The following is a 23,042-nucleotide window of genomic DNA, read 5'->3' as shown; positions in this document are numbered from 1 at the left end:
CCGGTCGCCTATTCCTATTGCGTGCCTCGCCGCTCACCATGCCGAATCCTAAACTGTTTAGAACAATCGATAAGGCTGTTTCCGAATACAACATGATCGAAGCCGGCGATCGGATTTTGATTGCCGCTTCCGGTGGAAAGGATTCAACCGCCCTTACGGAATATTTTGCAGCACGGCTCCAACGCCGGCACCCGGTTTTTGAAGCCGCTGCACTCCATATCGCTACGGATATCGGCTCAGAGTTCGCGCCTGAATTGGCGGAACGCTTTAAGAGCTGGGGCATTGATTTAACCGTTAAAACTATTTCGGTGCTGGAACGGCTTAAAACCGGCAAGAAGATGAACTGCTGGTGGTGTTCCAGCCAGCGCCGCTTGGAACTGAGCAAATATGCGCAGGAGTACGGCTTTAATAAAATTGCGCTCGGACACCACTTGGACGATATTCTGGAAACGGCGCTGATGAATGCACTCACCAAGGGCGAACTCGCCGCGATGCCTCCGGTATTGAAGTTCGATAAATTTCCGTTGACCTTTATCCGTCCGCTCTGCCTCGCCGACATCCCGATGATTGTGCGTCATGCAGAAATGCAGGGGTATATTTCTTCTACCTGTACATGCTGCTATCAGGATAATTCAGGCAGAAAAACCGCTCGTTCCCGATTGGATAAGCTTACGGACGGTAACTATGAGTTAAAGCGTAAGCTCTTCGATGCGTTGAGGAATGTTAATGCGGCGTATCTACCCTAGCAACACCTTTTGAAATATACGACGCATCTACTGGGTCGCTCGTTCAGCGAAGTACGTCCGTGTACTTCGCTGAACACAAGTTTGACCATTGTCAAACTTGATTCTGCTTAATACGAGCGGCATCCGTGCCGCCGCTCAACGTATCAAAACTGCCAAGGATGGCAGTGGCTATAAGCAGTAGCGAGTTGCGTCAATTTACAACATCCGTGTTGTAAATTGACTTGCAAGTTTTGCCAAAGGCAAAACATCGTTTCTGCTTAATACGCCCGCCATCCGTGGCGGTACTGAGCACAAATCTCGTCGTCAGAACGCCCAAGGATGGGCGGGAAATAAGTCAGAAACAAGTTTTGGAACAAAACTTGTCCTCTACCGATGTACATGGACGTACATCGGTAGAGAGGTACACGGATGTACAACTGCTTAACAGTCTATTTCAAAAGGCTTACGGAGAGTATGTTTTACGATATGCCGTTGCTGCGAAAAAATTAATCCTCAACGTATCAGAACGAACACGGATGTTTTTCGCCACCCCGTTAAACCTGCAATGAGGATTGCTCTATTGATAAGTTAGTCGGTGTTGGGTTGCTTTTTCAAAACATCACCGTTTTTCCTTTTTCGATTCATTAATAAAAATGAGATTATTACCGGCAATATCGGCGCCGATAGAGCATATAGTAATTCAGCCGAAGCTAAAATTGTTTTTCCGTAGATCAAAATCGATAAAGCGGATACCGCATATAAAACGAAATGTTTTAAAATAATTTTACCGGTTCCTGTCATTGCACAAATAAAGGTTGCCACCAACGGCGCAATAAATTGTCCTAATACCTTGATATTTACTTCGGTTTGATCGATGTCCGCTTTTGCTGCAAAGGCAAATAGTATCGAAATAATAGTATAGCCGAAAAAAGAGATACATGTTGCTGCAAAGGAGTCAATAACGGCAGTTAGATATTTGGGTACTCGATAGTTTAGTTAATCAACCTAACAACACACTTCGCCTGCCTTGCGAAGCAATGTCAGGTTGAAGTGGTGGCTGGATGATCTTTTTATTAGCACGTTGCAAGATATCGAGCCGTATTAATTCTGCTATGGATGGCGAGGTATTCAAAAGAATACCTCATTACCCCGCCATAGTCGCTATTTTGTGATACGTGATGCAGCACTAACACTGCGGTGCCGTTCTTCCCAAGGAGAGGCAACACGGTTTACATCGGAAACTACGAGAAAACATCGGGTTGCCTTTCCAAACCAGCTCCTGTTACTCGAATCTCTGCGGAGTACATACTGGCATTTTTTACCGTCGGTAGAAAATGAACGGCAGCCGTTTACCGGCTTTCCCGTTGCATCGATCATCGAGCCGGAATCGCGGTAGTATTCTTCTCCCGGCACGTCAAAATAAAAATAGGCATTTTTAACTCGTGGATCGTTAATTGAAAAGATAATTTCGATTGTATCCGCATCGCGGGAAACGGAGTGAATAACCGGCATCGCGAGCGCCTGCTGTTCGTTTTCGGCTTTTGCAACGGGAACGATAAGCGGAACGGACTTTTTTGCCGTTCTCCCTTTAACCGCCTTATCGGTCGTAACCTTTACCGTTTGACCTCCGATTCCGGTTACATTCAATTCTTTTTCAAAAGGCTTCTGGCCTGCAAGCGTAATCGACGCAAACCATTTACCGAGCGCAGCGGCGCCTTCGCCTTCTCCCGCAGAAAGATGCTTTAGCAGCAATAATTTATCAGTTTTGTCGATTTCGATCAGACCTTTTGCATTTGCTGCATCAAGGCTCCATACATCGGCTGGGGATGCAAAAAATGCTTCCTGAAAATCTTGCACCTTTAGGGCGCCTTGATATTTTGCGAGCATCGTAACAAACATCTTCCCCTGGCCCTTATGCTGTTTGGAAACAAAGGAAGCGTCGGCTTGCTCTATCATCAAGGAAATATCCGTAATTTTGGCGGAAGCCGTATAAGGCTGTTCGGCGGTATCCTGTTTTTGCGCGGTTGCGGATTCGTCCGTAGCCTGTATTGTTTGCGGTTTGCCTGAAAGTTCTTCTGTATTTTCCATCGGTATGGGGTCGGGGGTTTTATCTGCAGGAGCCGTTTTACAGCCCGCGGCAATTATTACTAAGCCGAATAAGATGCACGGCAACAATGATTTTCTCATTTAAAATCCTCCTTTAGCGGTAAGGTATAGTAAAAAACAAAGAGTTCTATGAGAGGTATCGGTAAATATACCGAAAAGCCTAAGAAAATCCGATGTGTTTGCATCGAATCAATAGCTTGACCTCTCAAGGTTTTTTATGCTATATTTTGAAATCAACCGTTTAGTTTTGATGATGTACACCCGTTCGTATATCGTCATGCGCAAATCTATAAAACAAACGGATTTATTTGTCCGATGACAAATGATTCCGCGAAGGCATGAACAGAGGTTTTTATGTACGCACTTTTTGAATATAAAGGCAAACAGTATAAGGCTGAACAAGGTTCCAAGATTCTGGTAGATAAAATCAACGAACCGCAGGGAACGGCTATCGATATCGATACCGTTTTATTGGTTAATAACGACGGTAAGGTTTCGGTTGGAGCTCCCTACGTTGCGGGTGCAAAGATTTCTGCAACGGTTGAAGAGGGTATGCGCGATAAGAAAGTGATTGTCTACAAGTACAAGAGCAAGAAAGACTATCACCGTACAATCGGGCACCGCCAGCACTATACCTATTTAACGGTTAATTCGATTACCGGAGTATAAGCGCGGAATGATACAAGTCCTTTTGGAGCTTGACGAAGAGGAACATCTTCTTTCCGTTGAAGCTTCCGGCCATGCGAATAGCGGCGTGAAAGGACATGATATTGTGTGTGCAGCCGTAACGATCCTTTTAAGGACGACTGTACAGGCGCTCGGTTCCGTGCAAGCTGATGTCAGTGCGGAACGGCGCGGTTCGCTTTCTTTTCGGGTTCTTAACTATGATGAAACGCAAAGCGAAAAATTACGGTATGCAGCGGAATTTTTATGGCTTGGGATAGCTTCTTTACAGGAAGAATATCCGCAAGCGGTTCAATGCAAAAAGATACAGCGGTAAGCACACAGATGCTTATCTGATACGAGGAGGCTACTATGGCACGGAAACGAGGCGGAAGCGGTGCAAAAAACGGACGAGATTCAAACCCTAAATATTTGGGCGTTAAGGTATACGGCGGACAGACGGTAAAAGCCGGTTCCATTTTAGTCCGTCAGCGCGGAACTCCCATCCATCCGGGCGACAATGTCGGCCGCGGCAAAGATGATACCTTATTTGCAACTGTAGACGGTACGGTTGTGTATCATCACCGCAACGGCAGACATTTAGCATCTGTAACGCAAGCGTAGGGATGGACGAGCGGTTAATTCCGCAATGATATTGAGACCCTCTGAAAATTGAATTTTTTAGAGGGTACTTGTTGTAAGCCGGCTCCAATGCCGGCTTTTTTTTCGAGAAGGAAACAACGCGATGATTCAATTTGCAGATGAAGCTTTAATCGAAGTTTCATCGGGAAAGGGCGGAAACGGCTGTATTGCGTTCCGGCGGGAAAAATACGTACCTAAGGGCGGCCCTGCAGGCGGAGACGGCGGGCGCGGCGGCAATGTGCTGTTTGAGATTAAACGGAATATGCGTACGCTTGTGCATTTACGCCATAAGCGGGTATTTAGAGCAAAAAACGGTTTGGACGGACAAGGCTCAAAGCGTTTCGGTGCAAAGGGAGCCGACTGTATTATTCCGCTGCCGCCGGGCTGCATTATTAAAGACGCCGATACGGGTGAACTTATCTACGATTTCGGCGATAGGACAGACGGGCTTATTCCGTTTTTAACCGGTGGTAACGGCGGTTGGGGAAATTGCCATTTTAAAACCTCTACCAATCAAGCGCCGCGTACCGCCCTGCCGGGACAGGAGGGGCAAACCCGCCGGCTTAAAATTGAGCTGAATATCATTGCCGATATCGGACTTGTCGGCTTTCCCAATGCGGGGAAGTCATCGCTCCTCGATTACTTTACCAATGCCCGTCCTAAGATTGCACCCTATCCGTTTACCACAAAGATTCCGAACCTCGGCGTACTCCGTATCGATGATGAGCAGGATATTATTATCGCGGACATACCGGGGATACTGGAGGGCGCTTCGGAGGGTGTCGGACTCGGTATCCGGTTCTTAAAGCATATTTCCCGGACGGCGGGTTTGGCCTTTTTGATCGACCTTTCCGATGACAATTATTTAACCGCGTACGATACCCTCTGCGGCGAGCTTGCAGCCTATTCGGAAGAATTGGCTGCAAAAAAGCGGGTTATTATCGCAACCAAGCTCGACCTTGAGGGAACAAAAGAGCGGCTCAAAACCCTGCGGGAAAAACTTTCCGATGTGCCCGTACTCGGTATTTCGGTGTTCAACCGTTGGGGATTGGACGAGGTACGCGATGCATTTGTTGCGCTGGTGGAAGAGCTCGCCGCATCGGACGCCGGCAAAAATGCTGAAACATCTGCAGAGAGCATCTCCGGCGGATCGTCACTCAGCGCCGCATTCGGCAGCTCTGCACTCGGCAACGCGGCATCCGGTGATGACTTTACCGCCGAAGGTTTAGCGGACGGCATGGCTGCAAGCGGCATGTTCGATTTCGAGAATGCTGCCGAAAGAGAGCCTTTTGACAAAACCGGCAATACCGCCGGCGGCTTTAACGGCAGCGGCGAGCTCTCCGGAAGTTTTAGCGGCGCCGGCGCTACGCAAAAAACCGGAGCGCAGCCCGCAGCGGACAACGGCTTTATGCATGCTGACTTGGAAGATCCCGTTTACGTACAGCAGGAAGGATTCGGCGCAACGGTGAGTTTAAGCCGCAAGCGGAAGGGCAAAAAATGAAGCTCGCTGTATTGGGCGGATCTTATAATCCCATTCACATCGGTCATTTAATGCTTGCCGATGCGGTTTCTCTCCGGTACGGGTACGACACCATCGCCTTTGTCCCCGCTTTCTTATCTCCCTTTAAGGACGGACACTCAGGCTGTACCGCCGCAGATAGACTTGCAATGGTAAAGCTTGCAATCGCCGATAATCCGGCCTTTTACTGCGAACCGTGCGAGATAGAGCGGCAAGGTGTTTCGTATACCATCGATACGCTGAAATTCTTAAAAGAAAAGTATCCGCAGTGCGAAGGAAAAATAGGGCTGATTATCGGCGATGATTTACTGGAAGGTTTTAGCGGCTGGCGTGAAGCGGAACACATACCCGATTATGCCGATATAATAGTAGGAAACCGCATTATCGACCGGTATTCGACGGAACAAGCCGCTTCCGCGGGCAGGGTTCCTCATTTAAGGGTCGATAACGCCTTGCTGCCGGTATCTTCCAGCGGAATACGGGCTGCCATAAAAGAAAAAAAGAGCTGGCGATATCTTGTACCTTCCGCCGTATACTCGTATATTAAAGAACACAAACTCTATGAATGATATTCGTATTGAAAGACTCATCACCGCTCTGGATAATGATGCACGCCGCAACCTTTCCGACTACCGTTATGAACATTCACGCAGAGTTGCCTCTTATGCGGAAGACCTTGCCCGCCGTTACGGTTACGGGCATAGGCTGCAGCGGCTTTGCTACCTCGCCGGTATTTCTCACGATATGTGCAAAGAGCGATCTGTCAAGTTTTTGCTTGGTACGGTGCGGACAGACGGACATCCCGTTACTCCCGATGAAGAATCAAATTCGGAGCTGCTGCACGGACGGGCTGCAGCGGTTTTATTGCAAGAGAATTACGGTATTCATAAAAAATCGGTTTTAAATGCGGTACGGTATCATACCTCGGCTTCAGCAAAATTCGATGCATTGGGAAAGATTATCTATATTGCAGATAAAATTGAACCGGGCAGGAAAAATTGCGGTTACTTACGGGAGAAGGTTGAGAAGCTGACGCTCGATACACTCTTTCTTGAAGTGTTGAAAGAGGTTATCGGTTTTGTAGAATCTAAAGGAAAAAAAGTACAGGCTTCTACCTATAAAACGTACCGGTTTTTTAACCAGAGAGATGCCGTGCCGGATGGGCGGAATCCAAGGGATATCCAAACAAATACAATCAATAGGGGAGCAAGAAATTGAAAGAGGGAAAAAATATTATCTTTTTAGTACTCATCTTGGCTATGCTGATTCCTTCAGGAGTTATTGTGGCACGGAATCTCAATATCGACCCCATCAGTACATCGCTTTCCGATGATAACGTGTTAAAGGTTTTATTCATAATCGAAAATGACAATGTCCCGATTTCTACGAATATCGTCGCCCACTATTCACAAACACGGCGTGCGGCAATGTTCGATATTCCTGCGAATATCGGACTGATTTTACCTCAATTGGGACGTACCGGAGATATCGGTTCACTCTATACGGAAAAGGGAGCCGCAGTTTATAAGGAAGAAATCGAAAAACTGACCGGTATTTCTATTCCTTTTTATATTGTATGTTCCTTAACCGATTTTATGCACTTAACCGACTTACTCGGCGGCATTTCAGTTTTTATACCTTCGTCGATAGATATTGATACCGAAAAATATGGAAAAGTTCTGCTCCCCTCAGGCTCCGTACTGTTGGATGGCGACAAAGTGCGCGACTATCTGCTGTATGAAGACGAATCGGATGCGGACGGGGAAGCGGTAACCCGCAAGCAAAAGGCTGTTTTAGCTTTTCTTAGGAGTTTATATGAGCATCCCGATATGCTCGAAAAAGAGCAGTTTAAGGTGTTTAGCCCATTGCTGCACAGCAATGTGAGCGGGGGGAATTTAAAACAGCTGTTGGAATATCTTTGTAAAATCGATTCGGAGCGGCTGGTACCTCAGCGGTTAACCGGCGCCGTGCGTATTGTCGATTCAAAGGAGTTACTCTTCCCGTTCCGCGACGGCCAACAGATAAAGGAAATTATCGGACAGACGCTTGCGGCGCTTGCCTCCAGAGAGGGAACAACGTTGGAGCGGGTTTATGCATTGGAAGTTTTAAATGGAACCGATATTAACGGACTCGCGCGGACTGCCTCCGAGCTGTATCAAAGTTTCGGTTACGACGTTATCCGTGTCGGCAATGCGTCGCAAACGGGAGTCGAACATACGGTCTTAATCGATAGAATCGGCAACGAGGCAGTTGCAAAAATTGTCGGGCAGGTCGTACGTTGCGAAAATATCGAATCCGCCCAAGTCGGTGATGATCATTCCGGCAGCGAAACAAATGTCGATTTTACTCTGATACTCGGTAAGGATTTTAACGGGTATTCGGTACGGCAAAAAAAATAAAAGAACGCCGCTGTACACATCGGAAAATCTCTAAAAATCGAAGTTTGAGAGATTTTCACCAATGATATGCGGTTTTAAAGAGAGGATATAAGAATATATGGAAGTTAATTTTGAACAGGCGGCTTTAACATTCGGAACGCTTCTGCGCGATCTTAAAGCGGAATCGGTGGTAGTGCTCGATTTACGGCCGGCTCATATTTGGACTGATTTTTTTGTTATTGCGACTATATCGAGCGGAAAGCAAGCCGGCGGTCTTGAAGGTAAAATTATGGAAGCGGCGAAAGAGATGCAGATAGAAGAATACCGGACAATTAGAAAAAGCCCGGACGGGGATGAATGGAAGCTGCTCGATTTCGGTTCCATTGTTGTCCATCTAATGAGTCCGACCGCCCGGAAATTTTACGACCTTGAACGCCTATGGTACGACAGCCCCAATTTGTTAGCGTAACAGTATGAAACAATTCAAACTGATGGCGGACTACCAACCGGCGGGGGATCAAGGAGATGCGATACGGCAGCTTGCGGACGGTATACTTGCCGGCGACCGTTTCCAAACGCTGAAAGGCGTAACCGGTTCGGGTAAGACCTTCACGATGGCGAATATCATCCAAGCGGTGCAAAAGCCGACGCTGATTATCAGCCACAACAAGACCCTTGCGGCGCAGCTGTACCGCGAGTTCAAAGGCTTTTTTCCGGAAAACGCCGTCGAATACTTTGTTTCATATTACGATTACTACCAGCCGGAGGCTTATGTTCCGGCGCGGGATCTCTATATCGAAAAAGATGCTTCTATCAACGATGAAATAGACCGGCTCCGGCTTTCGGCAACGTTCAGCCTGATGGAGCGGCGGGACGTCATCGTTGTTTCAACAGTGTCGTGCATCTACGGTTTGGGTTTGCCCGAATCGTGGCGCGATTTACGTATCACCATAGAAAAAGGGCAAACCGTCGATCCCGGAAAATTGAAAAAGCAGCTGATCAGCCTGCAATACGAGCGGAACGATGCAGTGCTGGAACGCGGCAGGTTTCGTGTTAAGGGCGATGTGATGGAAGTTTTCCCCGCTTATATGGAGGAAGCCTACCGCATCGAGTTTGACTGGGAAGAAATTGTACGCATCCGCCGTTTTAATCCGCTAACCGGAGAGGTGAGTCAAGAGTATGAAGAACTTTCGATCTACCCTGCCAAGCACTTTGTTATGCCGGAGAATGCAATACCCAATGCCATCGAGCGGATTAAGCGGGAGCTTGACGCCCGGCTGGAAGTGCTGAAAGCGCAGGGGAAGCTTTTTGAGGCTGAGCGGCTCAAAACCCGTACCGAATACGATATCGAAATGCTCTCGGAAATGGGCTATTGTCCGGGCATCGAAAACTACTCCGCGCCGATTGCTAACCGCAAACCGGGGGAGCCGCCCGCGACGCTCTTCCATTACTTTCCCAAAGACTTTCTCCTGTTTATGGACGAAAGCCACGTAACCTTTCCGCAGATCGGCGCAATGTACGAAGGAGACCGCAGCCGCAAGCAGAACCTTGTGGACTTCGGTTTCCGGCTCCCCTGCGCGCTGGATAACCGTCCGCTCAAAATCAACGAGTTTGAAGCGATGCTCAATCAGGCAATCTTTGTTTCCGCCACGCCCGGTCCGAAGGAGCTTCAGTATTCCACCCGCGTCGTCGAACAGCTGATCCGTCCGACCGGTCTTTTGGATCCGCTCATCGAAATTCATCCGAGCGAGGGGCAAATGGAACATATTTACGGTGAGGTAAAAAAACGTATTGCAAAGGATGAGCGGAGCCTCATCCTCACCCTCACCAAGAAGATGGCGGAAGACCTGACCGACTATCTGACCGGTCTGGGGCTTAAAGTAAAGTACATTCACAGCGAGGTGGAAACCATCGAGCGGGTGGAAATCCTCAAAGGCTTGAGGGCAGGGGAGTTCGATGTGCTGATCGGGATTAACCTCTTGCGGGAAGGTATCGATTTGCCGGAAGTGTCGTTTATCGGTATTCTCGACGCGGACAAAATCGGCTTTTTGCGCTCAACCACCAGTCTTGTGCAGATTGTCGGGCGGGCGGCGCGTAACGCCAACGGCAGCGTAGTAATGTACGCCGACCGCATCAGCGATGCGATGAAGGAAACCATAGAAGAAACCACGCGCCGCCGTTCGATCCAGCAAGCATACAACGACGCACACGGTATTACGCCGACAACAATCAAAAAATCGATTGAAGATATTTTGGTACGCGAGGCGGAAATCAAAAAAGACGCAGCCCGCGCCGAAACGGAGCCTCTCGTCAACAGCTTCAACATTTTGAACCCCGCCGACCGCAAAAAACTCATCAAAAAGCTTGAAGCGCAGATGGCGGAATATGCCGACATGCTGCTGTTTGAGGAAGCGGCGGTAATACGTGATAAGATCGAGGAGATTAAGCGCCTCGGGATCTTTTGAAAATATACGGCACATCTGCGTTGTCGCTTAACAAAAAACAGTCCTCGACGTACAACAAGTACGCCTGCGGGTGTTTTTTGTACGCTCCTAGCATCTGTGGCGTCTATTTTCAAAAGTGCTGGTTTAAAAATATACGACACATCTACTTCGTTGCTGCGCACAAATTAATCCTCAACGTATCAAAGATACGCCTGCGGTTAATTTGTGCTCGCGCCTCGTATCTGCATCGTCTATTTTCAAAAGGCGACCTTTTGAAATATACGGTGCATCTACTTCGTCGTACGGCAAAAAGGATTTTTTCGGGGATATGCGGGGAGCGTCTTACGCCTTTGCTTCCTTAATTAAGAACCTCTAAAAACCGCAGTTTTTAGTGGTTTCCCTTAAGTTTATTTGCGATGTTTTACTTTAAGTCATTATAATATAAAGACTTAAAGCAAAACTCGTCGTGCATCTCTAAAAGCTAACCGAGCTTTTAGAGATGCACAATTCTGAATATTAATTCCACTTCGAGATCGGAAGCTTTATAATGCCAAAAGATGATGTCAGAGGTTTGTTCTACCGATACGGGGCTGAGCTCACGGAGCTTATAAAGAAAGGAATTGGCATTAAGCGGCTCTTGGCGTAAATCCATCGTAATTTCATAATGCTGCGCTTCCGTCTTTCGGCATAAAAAATAAGCGGTTTCGTTCAGTTCGGCGCCGTTGACGGTAAAGCGGCGGTCTGCTCCGTATAAAAACGAACCGTTCGCGGCGGGGCTTGAACAGAATGTGTAAACCAAATCGTCTTTTATTTCCTTACCGTTTATCCGCAACCGGATGAGTTCCGCCGCAGCCCCTTGTGCAAGCGCAGTGTGAGTATTTGCCGCATTGCCCGCGCCGGTATTTCCGGCAGCACTTGCAGCATTGACAGTATCGGTAATCGTACCGCCGCTTGTGCCGGCAGCTTGGCCGGTTTGTGCTTGCAGTTTTTCCAGTTCGCTTAAAATCTTTGTTAAAACAGCGCCGCCCGTATCGGTTTCCAAACCGGTTACATTACCCAAGCCTGCATTGCCGCCTAATCCCGCATCGCTGCCGAGCAAATTATTGAGCAGCGCCAGATTGCCGCTGTTCTGCGTTAGTGCCGACAGAGTTTTGGCATTAAGTCCGTCTATGGCTGCCGATTTTGCCGTACTGCTTTTGCCGGAAGCGGCTGTGCCGGTCTTGCTGCCGCCCGTTTCCGGTTCAGGTAATAGACTACGGTTTTGCTGCCGGAATATCGGTGGCTGAATAGCGGGAGGCGCGGGCGGACGTCTGATGCCTCCGCCGACGGTAACTTCGGGAATATCCGGTATTGCAGGCATCGGAATTTGTCCGCTGCCTGCTCCGGTATTGTCCGCAGCGAGGGGAGAAAGCACCTGTAAGAAAAAGAAAAAACAGAAGATAAACGGCGTTACGGGCAGCTTTGCAAGAGTATCCTCCAATTCGCTGAGCCGCGCTTGAAGGCTTATAATTGTGCGTTCAATCCGCCGTTTTTCATTTTCCAACTTTCGGCGGGGGTCTTCGTCCTGCGGTTTGGTTTTCACACTGTCGCGTACAAACGCGGGGCTGTTATTATGTAAAAAAAGCTCCTCTGCTGCGGCACGTTTATCGGGATTGGCAATATTCGCAACTACCTTCATCGCTTCGTAACCGAGTTCCGGCTTTACGTCAAACGCATGTATTTTTTCGATTGTCGCAGCGGATGCCCGCGGTAGGCACAGCACGCGATCGATATAATCTTCATAACGGACACCCGCTTGTTTACAGAGTACCCGCGCCTTGCTCAAAAGCCTGCCGAGCTCTTTCATCAGCTTGCCGTCCTCCGCCATGATGGTTGTCCTAATCGTATCCGTTAATTCGAGCAGTTCAGGCGATTCTTCGAGAGTGATTTTATACAGCCCTTTCTCTTCCGCCTTTTGCAGCAGCCGGTGAAAATAACTCCAAAACCGCTGCGTATGCACACGGCCGGAACGGGTACCGTCAAGTTCGCAGAGCCGATGATGCGTATATTCATGGATCGCAGTGTACAGCAGTTCGTTATCGACGGAAAAATTTTTATTGTGCAGCAGTATCTCGTGCGTATCGCTCTTATAAAGCCCGTTGACTTTTTTACTCGCCTTACCGGTAAACGTTACCGAAAATTCAAGTCCCGACTCTTCAATCTGCAATAATATTTCTTTTACCTGATCCTGATTCATCACGCCCCTCCGCAAACGCCGTATTCCACGCGCCGGATAATGCAAGACACACTGCAACGGCGGAAGTAACGGCTGTTTCCGTACGCAAAATCCTTTGCCCCATACCATATACCGTGAACCGTTTTTTGGCAAAGAGCAACCGCTCGTTCAAGCTCCACCCCCGCTCATTCCCTACGGCAAGCCAAAGCGTTTTTGCCCCGTCCCACTGCAGCTGAGGCAGCGGATAAATCGCAGGGGTATACAGATTGCTGTCTTCACCGTGTACAATGCGGTTTTGTTCAATGGGCTTTCGTTCAATGTGAGCTTGGTCAATTTTATCTTGCTCAACTTGAAAAGGAACATCGAGCACAGCTCGTAGGTGATCCGGCAGTATCTCATCCTCATACCGATCGAAAAAATGCCGCAAACTATAGGCGCGGTACACTGTAGGGATATGAGTTTCTCCGGCCTGGCTGCATCCGTCGATCAGCAGCCGCTCTATCTCCGCCTCTGCGGCAATATCAGCCTGCAGGTAGGATTTTTCTCCTAGCTCGGTGCCCGTCAGATACAGCGCCTCAATACCGAGTCCTGCAACATCCCGCAAAATACGGCGAAGCTGGATGGGACGCGGAAAACCGAGTATCAGTCTGATATGCGGCAATGCGGAAGACGGACAGTCTCCATTATCCGGAGCCTGCTCCGCCGATGCGCTAAACCGTGCGGTCAGAAGCTCATCGGAAAAGGAAATGATTTCCGCAGTGCCTTTTTCACCGTCAATAATCCCGGCCTTGAATGTCGAACCGACACCGAGCTTCAACACTTTTTTGATATGTAAAAAACGTTCATCCGTTTTAGAAAAAGAAAAACATCCTTCAGAGAGTTCCTCTTTTCGTAGTAAAATAATATTCATGTCAGCCTTGCCGATCGAGACATCTAAGGCAAACAAGGATGCCTCAAGAGCCGATTACCTTTTCGCAATTCCCGTTCCTATTCTTTTGCCCCATTGTTAGCTCGTGATATGTCGTAAGGTAAAGTTGAGAATAATATATGCGACGTAAAAGATAAAAAGAAACGCGCCTTGCAGCCGAGTTATGACGCTTCGTTTACGCGTAGAACAAAAGCGGAAAATACCGAGTACCAACAGCATAGTCGGGAATTGCAGATAGTAAAAATCTATCGGCACACGGATACCCGCGGGGGTAACAGCCGCCGCTACACCCAATACGAAAAGGACATTCAAAATATCCGCTCCGATGATGTTGCCCGCTGCAAGTTCTCCGTGCCCTTTTCGAACGGCGGTAATCGCGGTTACCAATTCGGGTACGCTCGTACCGAATGCAACTAAAGTCGCCGCGATGATGCTTTGCGGAATACCTATTTTTATCGCGGAAACTTCTACCGCAGGGATAAGAATTTTGGACGACAACACCACCGTTGCAATTCCAGCAATCAGCCACACAAACAACAGCCACAGCGGTTTTTGATTTTCTTCTGCCGTATCCTGTTCGCTCTCTTCCATCGATTCCTTAGCCCAGCGGAACGAGATATACATATAACACGCAAGCAGCACGACAAAAATCCAACCCATCCACTGATAAATTTTTCCTTCCCTGCCCGGAGAAAAGAAGGGGAGCGAAACAAGCGTCAGCAGCAGCGCTGCTGCAAATTGCACGGTACCCTGCCGGTGAATAAGCCGTTTATCGACCGGCACCGTACCAAGCATCGCGGCAAGTCCGATAATGAGAGCCGTATCCGCAATAATCGAGCCGATAGCATTTCCAAGCGCAAGTTCCGCATTGCCTTTAATCGCCGCCAATGTAGACACCGACGCTTCGGGCAACGTTGTACCGAGGCTGACAATCGTTGCACCGATCACCATCTTGGGCATTCCCCATTTGAGCGAAAGGGCAACCGCGCTGTCTACCAGCCAATCCGCACCCTTACTCAGCGTAAATAAACTTGCAACAAGCACAATCAACGATATCACAACCGATGAATTCATTAAGAAATCATGTAAGAGTGCATCCATAAATAAACCTCGTAAAATATCTGTAACCGGAATATCTGGAAATATACCGGTTTAGGCAAAATCACGCAAGACAGCTTGCGGGGCAAACTCATCAGATACTTTGTAGGACAATTCAAATATGCTATAATGCTGTGGATAAAAGTAGGCGGTTAGTTTGTGCAATATTTCTTTTCTGAACACGTTTTTAGGCGTATGGCAGAACGTAGTTTTTCGCCCAATACGATAAAAGAAGTCATACAGAATGGTAAAACAATAAAAGAATATCCTGATGATACTCCATATCCAAGCAGGCTTATTCTTGGATATGATGGTAATAGACCGATTCATGTTGTTTCGGCTTATGATCAAGATGATGATATGGAATATATTATCACCGTTTATGAACCTGATACACAGTTATGGACTTCTGATTTCACAAAGAGGAGAAATTGATATGAAATGTCCAATTTGCAAGTTTGGAAAGATGCAAGAAGGGTTTACACAAGTTGTACTTACTCGCGGTAATGCGACAGTTATTTTCCGTAATGTTCCTGCCAAAATTTGTGACAACTGTGGAGAATATTACCTTGACGAACAAACAGCACAAAATATTTATCATCGTGCAGATAATTGTTTTACATCAGGGCAAGAAGTTGCAATTATGGAATATAAGCAGTTAGTTTCTGCATAGTTTTCTTTCCAGTCCTGTTCGCTATGCACATAACAAGAATAATAGTAGAAAATCATCCGATATGCGCCTACATAAACTTTTTAACGAGGTTGAAATTTTTCTCGCTGTAGGGATGATAGCGCATCGGTAAGTCTACCAGCAAGGATTTTTTCATTACACTCTTTTCGTGGCTGAATGTGTAAAAGCTTTGTTTCCCGTGATAATTCCCCATGCCGCTTGTGCCGACTCCGCCGAAGGGCATATACGGCGTTGCAAGGTGTACGATTGTGTCGTTGATACAGCCGCCACCGAACGATACTTCCGATAAAATTTTCCGCTCAACGGCGGCATCTTTGGTAAAGAGGTAGAGCGCAAGCGGTTTGGGACGGGCGCGGATTTGGTCGACCGCCCACTGCAAATCGGTGAAAGGAATGAGCGGCAAGATGGGACCGAAAATTTCTTCCTGCATAACCGGCGATTCAAAGTTGATATTGTCCAGCACCGTCAGCGGCATAAAACGCCCGTGCGCATCCTTTTCCCCGCCGATAGCAACCGTTTCTCCTCCCGTTAAACGGGAGAGCCGTTCAAAATGCTTATCGTTTACAATCCTTGTCATGTTGCAGGAGACGTAGGCATCCGTCGGCAAAAACTCATGTAAAACCGCCTTGCACTGTTCGATAAACTTCTCTTTTACCGCAGAGTGAATTAACACATAGTCGGGAGCGACGCAGGTTTGTCCGCCGTTCAGAATTTTGCCGAATAAGATGCGCCGTGCAGCCGCTTTAATATCGGCGGTTTTGTCGATAATGCAAGGCGACTTGCCTCCGAGTTCAAGCGTTACCGGCGTCAGATTCCGAGCCGCAGCTTCCATCACCAACCTGCCGACGACCGTTCCGCCGGTAAAAAAGATATAATCGAATTTTTGCTCCAAAAGCCCGGTGTTCTCTTCGCGGCCGCCGGTTACAACGCTTATAAAACGGGGATCAAAGGTCTCCGCAATCAGCTCGGCAATAACCTTTGAGGTTTCGGGAGTGTAGTTAGACGGTTTAACTACCGCACAGTTGCCTGCGGCAATTGCACCGGCAAGCGGTGTCAGTGTTAAATTCACCGGATAATTCCACGGAGACATAATCAGTGCAGTTCCGTACGGTTCATAGTACACCGTACTCGACGCTAAAAAATGACTGAGCGGCGTACGCACCCGTTTCGGCTTCATCAATTTTTTTAAATGCTTTAATAAGAACCGGACTTCTTCCTGCACCATACCGATTTCCGTAAGGTAGGTTTCCATCGGCGCCTTGTGCAAATCTTTATAAAGCGCATCGCTTATCCGCTGCTGGTATGTATCGACGGCAGCTCCCAGCTTACGAAGCTGTTCGGCTCGAAACTCGTATGATTTCGTTACATTCGACGCAAAAAAGGCCGAAGTATCCCGCACCAGCGCGGCAATGTCTGCTTTCTCCATTGAAACTCCTCCATGATAAACAATTCATAATTCTTAATTATGAATTGATTTCCCTCGCGAAAAAAGTATTATAAATCGGATTCTTCCTCTATCCATTTCCCCGGTTTACTGATATAATCTATCTATAAAAATACTACTATTATTCACTTGAACACAACAGCGTAGATCACTATTATACTATAGAAAATCCTCTATATAAAGTAGAGATTTTAATAAAATTCAATAAACGAAGGAGATTCAAAGATGGATTTTACGTTGAGCAGAGAACAGCTCATGGCGCAGCAACTGTTTCGCGATTTTGCGCAAAACGAAGTAAAACCGCTTGCTGCCGAAGTCGACGAAGAGGAAAAATTTCCTGAAGAAAATGTCAAAAAGATGGCAAAGCTGGGATTCTTCGGTATTCCCGTCCCCAAAAAATACGGCGGACAGGGTGCTGACGTTTTAACCTATGCTATGTGTGTAGAAGAAATGAGTAAGGTATGCGGAACAACCGGCGTTATCATTTCCGCGCATACGTCACTGTGTATCGATCCGATTATGCACTTTGGGACGGAAGAGCAAAAGATGAAGTATGTTCCCGATTTAGCTTCCGGTAAGAAAATCGGTGCATTCGGATTGACCGAACCGGGCGCCGGTACCGATGCTCAGGGGCAGCAGACAACTGCAGTGCTTGACGGCGATCATTGGGTCTTAAACGGTAGCAAAATCTTTATCACCAATGCGGGATACGCCGATGTCTTTATCGTTATTGCGGTAACCGGTATCGTAAAGGATAAGAAAGGCCGCTCTGTCAAAGAAATCAGCGCATTTATCGTAGAGCGCGGCTTTCCCGGCTTCTCCATCGGTAAGCACGAAAAGAAGATGGGTATCCGCGGTTCTTCAACCTGTGAATTGGTCTTTGAAGACTGCATCGTACCGAAAGAAAATCTCCTCGGCGTACAGGGCAGAGGCTTTATCATTGCAATGACCACCCTCGACGGCGGACGTATCGGTATTGCGGCACAGGCGCTCGGTATTGCGGAAGGTGCTCTCGAAGAAACCATCAAATATACTAAAGAACGCGTACAGTTCGGAAAGCGCATCAGCCAGCAGCAGAACACTCAGTTCCAGATTGCCGATATGGCAGCCCGTACGCAAGGTGCGCAGTATCTTGTCTATGCGGCAGCGTGCAAGAAGCAAGCGGCAAACGATAATCCCAATATCCGCTATTCCGTAGAAGCGGCGATGGCAAAGCTCGTGGCAGCTGAGGTTGCAAGCGATGTAACCCGCCGCTGTTTACAGCTCTTCGGCGGATACGGCTATACCCGTGACTACCCGATCGAGCGGATGATGCGCGATGCAAAGATTACGGAAATTTACGAGGGTACGAGCGAAGTTCAGCGCATGGTTATTGCCGCAAACCTCGGCGTCAATTAAGGAGGACAAGAACAGATGAAAGCTATTGTTTGTGTAAAACAAGTTCCCGATACATCCGGAAAAGTTGCCGTCAAAGAAAACGGGCAGCTTGACCGCGCTTCGATGATGACCATCACCAACCCCGATGACTTAAATGCGATCGAAGCGGCGTTGCAGCTGAAAGACCAAACCGGCTGCGAAGTTGTCGCTATTTCGATGGGGCCGCCCCCTGCAGAGAGCATGCTCCGTGAGCTGTTGGCGCGTGGCGTTGACAAGGCGGTACTGGTTTCCAGCCGTGAGTTCGGCGGAAGTGACACGTATGCTACCAGTCAGATCTTGGCAGCAGCTGTACGCCGCGTCGGTGTAGGACCGGAAGATGTTGTATTCTGCGGACGGCAGGCGATCGATGGGGACACCGCGCAGGTAGGTCCGCAGATCGCTGAAAAATTGAATCTCCCGCAGATCACCTACGCAGCTGATATTAAAAAAGAAGGCAACACACTGACGGTAAAGCGTATGCTCGAAGACGGCTATATGCTGCTGAAGGTAAAGACTCCCTGTCTTATCACCTGTATTAAAGAGCTGAATGAACCGCGCTATATGAGCGTTAGCGGTATTATGGAATGCTACGAGAAGCCGTATGAGATATACAATTACGAAACCTTGAAGGACGACCCGCTCATCGATAAAGACACGATCGGTTTGGAAGGCTCTCCGACAAACGTATACAAGTCCTTTACCCCGCCGCAGAAAGGCGCCGGTACGATGATGGAAGGCGCCGACAAAGCCGCTTGTGAAAAGCTCGTCGGTATGCTTGCAGAAAAACATATCATTTAATGAAGGAGGAGAATGTACAAATGGCTTACGATAGCAAAGACACTGAAGCCTTCAAAGGCGTGTGGGTATTTTGTGAACAGCGCAACGGAGAAATCCTCAACACCTCGTTTGAATTATTGAGCGAAGGCCGGAAGCTCGCCGATGAATTAAAGGGCGAACTCTGCGGCGTTGTACTTGGAAAAGGTATCAAAGAAGATGCATTAAAGAATCTCGGCGGTTACGGTGCCGACAAGGTGTACTACTGCGAGCACGATCTTCTTGCCGATTATACAACCGATGCGTATACAAAAGTGATTACCGCATTGGTACAGGATAAAAAACCGGAAGTCTTCTTAATCGGTGCGACGACCATCGGACGCGACTTAGGTCCCCGCTGTGCCGCACGGCTCCATACCGGATTGACCGCCGACACCACACACCTTGATGTCGATACGGAAAAATACAAGGAATTCCTCCGCACCAGCTCGACGATGGATGTCGAAAAGACACCCTTTAAGGTAAACACCAACTTGAAGATGACCCGTCCGGCGTTCGGCGGTCACTTGATGGCAACGATCGTCTGTCCCCGCTTCCGCCCGCAGATTGCAACCGTGCGTCCCGGCGTTATGAAGAAGCAGGACTTTGATTCGGCAAAAGCGGCAAAGACCGTGATTGAAAAGCCGAAAGTTGAGCTTTCCAAAGCCGATATCAGTGTTGATATCCTCGAAATCAAGAAAACCGCAAAGAACATCGTAGACTTGATCGGAGCAAATGTTGTAGTTTCCGTTGGCCGCGGTATCGGTAAAGATCCCAAAGCAGGTATCAAACTTGCCGAAGACTTGGCTCAAGCGCTCGGCGGCGTTGTCGGCGCTTCCCGTGCTGTTGTTGACTCCGGCTGGATGGATGCAAACCATCAGGTTGGACAGACCGGTAAAACCGTACATCCGCATATCTATGTGGCAGTCGGTATTTCCGGAGCAATTCAGCACCTTGCCGGTATGCAGGATTCCGAGTACATCATCGCGGTTAACAAGAACCCCGATGCGCCGATCTTCGGTGTAGCCGACTACGGTATTGCAGGAGACCTGTTCAAGGTACTTCCGATGCTTACCGAAGCAGTAAAAGCTGCAAAAGGCAGCCTGTAATTTTTTAGGGTGTGATGCAAAAAGCCTGTTTTTCCTTTGTGGAAGAACAGGCTTTTGTTAGTCAACCTACCCAAAGCTTTATGCTAAAAATTCATCCGGCGTATACACGGGTATTTTTGACCCAAAAAAATCTTTTTTATTGCGTGTAATAATGCAATCTACCAACTCTTCTAATGCGCATTGATATTGCAAACCATCTTCAAAATCAGGAAATGTTTTATTCTTTAAAGCATTTAAAATGCTTTCTTTATTTGCACTACCGATTTCAATGATTTCGAATAAATTGCAAAAAATTTCTCGTACATTCTCTGCCGGAATATACTTCTTTAAGATATAAAATAATGTTGAAATGGTATGAACTGCTACAATTCCTGTTATTTCGTTATCTTTACATTTCTTAATAATAGTTTGTGCATTATTAAAAAAAACAGGACGCTTTGCCAGAAAATCAACCAAAATGTTTGTATCAAGTAAGACTTTCATATTTCGTAACCGTAAATTCTATAGCTTCTTGTTTATAATCAATATCCAGCGGTAGGCAACCTGCATACTGTATCAGGGCATCATAAGCTCTATTTTTTTCTTGCTGAGGTATTGTTACAATATGTTGTCTATTCGTTTTTTTCATTTTTACAAATAAATATTCAATATAATGCTGCACTTCCTGCTGCAGCTCCTTTGAAAGCATATTGTATTGCCGCATCATTATATCGTCCATATAACGCTCCTTACTATCCATCCCATAGCAGTATAGCACACTTTACCGTTTCATTAAACTCTGCGAGCTTGGTAGTGTTTGCGGCTACTGTGATGACCAGCGTTTATCGTTTACCGAAAATGCAGCATCACCATTTCTCCCTGCTGCAAGACGAACTGTTTGCCGGTACACATAAACCTTAGTTCATTACTATCCTTATTTTCAACAACGACCGTTAGTTTCTTATGCACCGGTATCGGCGTAGAAAATGATTCACCTTTTTGCAATCTAATCGAAGAAACAGGCTCCATATCATTTTTTTGCTGATTCACCGTTTCCGCACTGTCCCTCCGCGGTTGTAACTGAATGTTTGAAAGATAATCGTATTCGGACGGAGATTCTCTTTGAGTATGCTTCTCTGTTTCATCAAAAGTCCAATCCTTATTCAGCGTTCTTGCATTTTTTGCAAAGGTTTCAGCTTTGTCATAAGCATCCGGTTGCATTTCTCCATCTATTGAAACGGTTAAATCGGCAACACCAGCTAATACGGTGATAGGAAAGTAAAGCGCTCCGGTAGCCGGGGTACTTGTGCATGACATCACACTAATGCACAATATGCAAAAATATAAATAACATCGTAAGTATTTCATATCTCAAATCTCCGTTTCTCGATATTTCCCGATAGTAGCGGAAAATGAACCGTTCCTTATAAGCGGAACGAAGGCCCAATGCTGATATTGAGCATATCGATAAATAAATAGCTTGATTTTCTTTTTCCATCAGGCCCCCTGTATGAACCGAAAGGAATAAATATAAACGAGTTAAGCGCCGAAATATATAACCCGTATTTTTTTGAAAAATATGTTGTGAAAGCAATTTCCGTGCTGACGGCAGGCAGGAGTGTAACCGGTCTGAAAAAATGAACAGGAGAAAGCGCAAACCCCGGACCGATACCCGCGGAGATTTCAAAATTGCTTCCTCTACCATGAGTATACCCGAACATAAAATGAAACAGAGTAAGCGGCAAAGATACCAATTTCGGGCCCGGTTCATCCGGGTCTTTGGGATAGGTTGTAAACCACACCGCCGTATTATTATGGATAAAAAAACTAAACCCGGATTTTTCTTTTGTAAAAATTATATCAAGATTAAGTGATGGTCCCATAATGATATATAAATCTGGCGGCATCCCTAAAAATACCGTTGATAAGGCAAATGACGGTGCAAATACATACTCTTCAAAAACCCGCTTCCGCTGTTTTTTAGGTTTTACCGTAGGCTGAGTTATAACTGATCTTTCTTTGGGATAGATACGGAAGGATGCTCCCAAGGTGACATCTACCGTACTCAGCGCTCGCATTTTTCCATCGTCTGCTAAAGCCGCAGGTAAAAAAACAAATTTATTATTTAATGTAAAATACAGTCCGTATTTTTCGGTAAAAAATTTTGAAATACTCAATTGAGTTATGAGTTCAGGTAAGATAAGCATCACGCCTAAGCCGCCTGCTGCCGTAATTTCCACATCGGTTTTTACTCCGTGAGTATATCCGAACAATACCCCGCCATGCCACACCGGAATATAACCCATTTGTACAGAATCCTTTTTTGCTACATTATAGGTAATATAGGCAAGCGGAAAAAATACTTCGTTTAAGAGTAAAAACGAAAAACCGGATCTAAGGGAAAATTGCATATCGAATTTAATTGAAGGACCTAAGACAAACTGAAATTCCGATGTGTTTTTTGATGTAGGAAGCTCAAAACCGATACCCATGCCGAGTGCCGGTGCAAAAAGATATTCGTCAAATCCGGCGTGTTTCTTCTGCAATGGCGCAGTATTGTTCGGCTGCCCGCTGCTCGTATCATGTTCTCGGTGTTCGACTTCCGCTGTATCATTGGACTGCGGAGCCGTTTCTTGCGAAAAGCAGGGGGACACACAGAAAAAACAAAGAAGTAATATAAAATAAAATTTGTGCATTTATTCATTCCTCCGTTCTCATATATCCATTAATTTGAAGACTTTGGAAAGGCGATCCGATGTAGGTAGTATACTATCCGGCAAGGTAAATGTAAAGCAAACCGCTAATTGCATTTAAGAGATGCTCAATCCGATTTTTTTGTGTATAATACATTATTGAGCTTTCATCGCTGATA

23 protein-coding genes and 1 pseudogene are annotated in these 23,042 nt (G+C 46.9%); 15 read left to right on the top strand and 9 right to left on the bottom strand.

Annotation, left to right across the window (positions count from 1 at the left end; translation table 11 throughout):
* Positions 1–38 precede the first annotated feature (38 nt).
* Entirely contained in the window at positions 39–746 is a 708-nt protein-coding gene (locus tag HMPREF1222_RS04760; protein WP_016518435.1) for a PP-loop family protein, read from the top strand.
* Between the two features lie 1,140 nt (positions 747–1,886).
* Here HMPREF1222_RS04760 and HMPREF1222_RS04750 read toward each other — a convergent pair.
* The gene (locus HMPREF1222_RS04750; protein WP_016518434.1) at positions 1,887–2,912 is read right to left on the bottom strand and encodes a hypothetical protein; all 1,026 of its coding nucleotides are present in this window, start codon (positions 2,910–2,912) and stop codon (positions 1,887–1,889) included.
* Between the two features lie 273 nt (positions 2,913–3,185).
* Between HMPREF1222_RS04750 and rplU the strand changes: the two genes are divergently transcribed.
* From rplU to uvrB, 9 genes and pseudogenes are all read left to right on the top strand, one after another.
* Positions 3,186–3,500 carry a 50S ribosomal protein L21 gene (gene rplU / locus HMPREF1222_RS04745; RefSeq protein ID WP_006187880.1) on the top strand — a complete coding sequence of 105 codons (315 nt, stop codon included), beginning with the start codon at positions 3,186–3,188 and terminating at the stop codon, positions 3,498–3,500.
* A 7-nt stretch (positions 3,501–3,507) separates the two neighbouring features.
* Positions 3,508–3,831 (top strand): ribosomal-processing cysteine protease Prp, encoded by a 324-nt coding sequence (locus tag HMPREF1222_RS04740; protein ID WP_016518433.1) that lies wholly within the window; start codon positions 3,508–3,510, stop codon positions 3,829–3,831.
* A 35-nt stretch (positions 3,832–3,866) separates the two neighbouring features.
* The gene (gene rpmA / locus HMPREF1222_RS04735) at positions 3,867–4,118 is read left to right on the top strand and encodes a 50S ribosomal protein L27 (RefSeq protein WP_006187878.1); all 252 of its coding nucleotides are present in this window, start codon (positions 3,867–3,869) and stop codon (positions 4,116–4,118) included.
* Between the two features lie 121 nt (positions 4,119–4,239).
* Positions 4,240–5,256 (top strand): annotated as a pseudogene (obgE, locus tag HMPREF1222_RS04730) (GTPase ObgE); the annotation flags it as partial.
* A gap of 377 nt (positions 5,257–5,633) precedes the next feature.
* Positions 5,634–6,224, top strand: coding sequence for a nicotinate (nicotinamide) nucleotide adenylyltransferase (gene nadD, locus HMPREF1222_RS04725; RefSeq protein WP_016518431.1), 591 nt, complete (start codon positions 5,634–5,636; stop codon positions 6,222–6,224).
* Positions 6,217–6,873 carry a bis(5'-nucleosyl)-tetraphosphatase (symmetrical) YqeK gene (gene yqeK / locus HMPREF1222_RS04720; protein WP_016518430.1) on the top strand — a complete coding sequence of 219 codons (657 nt, stop codon included), beginning with the start codon at positions 6,217–6,219 and terminating at the stop codon, positions 6,871–6,873. Before nadD ends, yqeK begins: the two co-directional genes overlap by 8 nt.
* Positions 6,870–8,054, top strand: a complete 1,185-nt coding sequence (locus tag HMPREF1222_RS04715; protein WP_016518429.1) for an LCP family protein — start codon at positions 6,870–6,872, stop codon at positions 8,052–8,054. Before yqeK ends, HMPREF1222_RS04715 begins: the two co-directional genes overlap by 4 nt.
* 97 nt (positions 8,055–8,151) lie before the next feature.
* Positions 8,152–8,502 (top strand): ribosome silencing factor, encoded by a 351-nt coding sequence (rsfS, locus tag HMPREF1222_RS04710; protein ID WP_006187873.1) that lies wholly within the window; start codon positions 8,152–8,154, stop codon positions 8,500–8,502.
* Positions 8,503–8,506: 4 nt separating this feature from the next.
* Positions 8,507–10,498 (top strand): excinuclease ABC subunit UvrB, encoded by a 1,992-nt coding sequence (uvrB, locus tag HMPREF1222_RS04705; protein ID WP_006187872.1) that lies wholly within the window; start codon positions 8,507–8,509, stop codon positions 10,496–10,498.
* A gap of 472 nt (positions 10,499–10,970) precedes the next feature.
* Here the strand turns inward: uvrB and HMPREF1222_RS04700 are convergent, their stop codons facing one another.
* Genes HMPREF1222_RS04700 through HMPREF1222_RS04690 form a run of 3 tightly spaced genes read right to left on the bottom strand, consistent with a single transcriptional unit; the run spans position 10,971 to position 14,721 of the window.
* Entirely contained in the window at positions 10,971–12,713 is a 1,743-nt protein-coding gene (locus HMPREF1222_RS04700; RefSeq protein WP_016518428.1) for a hypothetical protein, read from the bottom strand.
* On the bottom strand, positions 12,673–13,638 hold the full coding sequence (locus HMPREF1222_RS04695) for an RsmE family RNA methyltransferase (RefSeq protein ID WP_016518427.1): 966 nt from the start codon (positions 13,636–13,638) through the stop codon (positions 12,673–12,675). The genes HMPREF1222_RS04700 and HMPREF1222_RS04695 overlap by 41 nt, the downstream gene beginning before the upstream one ends.
* A 60-nt stretch (positions 13,639–13,698) precedes the next feature.
* Positions 13,699–14,721 (bottom strand): calcium/sodium antiporter, encoded by a 1,023-nt coding sequence (locus tag HMPREF1222_RS04690; protein ID WP_016518426.1) that lies wholly within the window; start codon positions 14,719–14,721, stop codon positions 13,699–13,701.
* A 156-nt stretch (positions 14,722–14,877) separates the two neighbouring features.
* On the opposite strand from HMPREF1222_RS04690, the gene HMPREF1222_RS12490 reads away from it, so the two are divergent.
* Both HMPREF1222_RS12490 and HMPREF1222_RS04685 read left to right on the top strand, forming a co-directional pair.
* Complete coding sequence (locus tag HMPREF1222_RS12490; RefSeq protein WP_016518425.1) at positions 14,878–15,153, top strand: DUF4258 domain-containing protein; 276 nt, start codon at positions 14,878–14,880, stop codon at positions 15,151–15,153.
* A gap of 1 nt (position 15,154) precedes the next feature.
* Positions 15,155–15,391 (top strand): type II toxin-antitoxin system MqsA family antitoxin, encoded by a 237-nt coding sequence (locus HMPREF1222_RS04685; protein ID WP_016518424.1) that lies wholly within the window; start codon positions 15,155–15,157, stop codon positions 15,389–15,391.
* A 67-nt stretch (positions 15,392–15,458) separates the two neighbouring features.
* Here the strand turns inward: HMPREF1222_RS04685 and HMPREF1222_RS04680 are convergent, their stop codons facing one another.
* A complete protein-coding gene (locus HMPREF1222_RS04680; RefSeq protein ID WP_016518423.1) occupies positions 15,459–16,835 on the bottom strand; it encodes an aldehyde dehydrogenase in 1,377 nt (458 codons plus the stop codon).
* 243 nt (positions 16,836–17,078) lie between these two features.
* Here HMPREF1222_RS04680 and HMPREF1222_RS04675 point away from each other — a divergent pair, with 243 nt between their 5' ends.
* From HMPREF1222_RS04675 to acrA, 3 genes are read left to right on the top strand one after another with little or no spacing between them, the layout of a single operon-like run.
* Positions 17,079–18,251 carry an acyl-CoA dehydrogenase gene (locus HMPREF1222_RS04675; protein WP_006187867.1) on the top strand — a complete coding sequence of 391 codons (1,173 nt, stop codon included), beginning with the start codon at positions 17,079–17,081 and terminating at the stop codon, positions 18,249–18,251.
* 15 nt (positions 18,252–18,266) lie between these two features.
* Positions 18,267–19,067 carry an acryloyl-CoA reductase electron transfer subunit gamma gene (gene acrB / locus HMPREF1222_RS04670; RefSeq protein WP_016518422.1) on the top strand — a complete coding sequence of 267 codons (801 nt, stop codon included), beginning with the start codon at positions 18,267–18,269 and terminating at the stop codon, positions 19,065–19,067.
* Between the two features lie 20 nt (positions 19,068–19,087).
* Positions 19,088–20,191, top strand: coding sequence for an acryloyl-CoA reductase electron transfer subunit beta (gene acrA / locus HMPREF1222_RS04665; RefSeq protein ID WP_016518421.1), 1,104 nt, complete (start codon positions 19,088–19,090; stop codon positions 20,189–20,191).
* 78 nt (positions 20,192–20,269) lie between these two features.
* Here the strand turns inward: acrA and HMPREF1222_RS04660 are convergent, their stop codons facing one another.
* The 4 genes from HMPREF1222_RS04660 to HMPREF1222_RS04645 all read right to left on the bottom strand — a co-directional run bounded on the left by HMPREF1222_RS04660 (position 20,270) and on the right by HMPREF1222_RS04645 (position 22,866).
* A complete protein-coding gene (locus HMPREF1222_RS04660; protein ID WP_016518420.1) occupies positions 20,270–20,674 on the bottom strand; it encodes a type II toxin-antitoxin system VapC family toxin in 405 nt (134 codons plus the stop codon).
* Positions 20,658–20,909: a hypothetical protein gene (locus HMPREF1222_RS04655; RefSeq protein WP_016518419.1), complete on the bottom strand. Its 252-nt coding sequence runs from the start codon at positions 20,907–20,909 to the stop codon at positions 20,658–20,660. The genes HMPREF1222_RS04660 and HMPREF1222_RS04655 overlap by 17 nt, the downstream gene beginning before the upstream one ends.
* Positions 20,910–21,019: 110 nt before the next feature.
* A complete protein-coding gene (locus HMPREF1222_RS04650) occupies positions 21,020–21,487 on the bottom strand; it encodes a hypothetical protein (RefSeq protein ID WP_244870114.1) in 468 nt (155 codons plus the stop codon).
* A gap of 107 nt (positions 21,488–21,594) precedes the next feature.
* The gene (locus HMPREF1222_RS04645; protein WP_016518417.1) at positions 21,595–22,866 is read right to left on the bottom strand and encodes a DUF2715 domain-containing protein; all 1,272 of its coding nucleotides are present in this window, start codon (positions 22,864–22,866) and stop codon (positions 21,595–21,597) included.
* Between the last annotated feature and the right edge of the window lie 176 nt (positions 22,867–23,042).

The organism is Treponema vincentii F0403, assembly GCF_000412995.1.
Classification (GTDB): Bacteria; Spirochaetota; Spirochaetia; order Treponematales; family Treponemataceae; genus Treponema; species Treponema vincentii.
The sequence above is the reverse complement of the archived record's forward strand: the minus strand, read 5'-3'. Positions and strand labels throughout refer to the sequence as shown.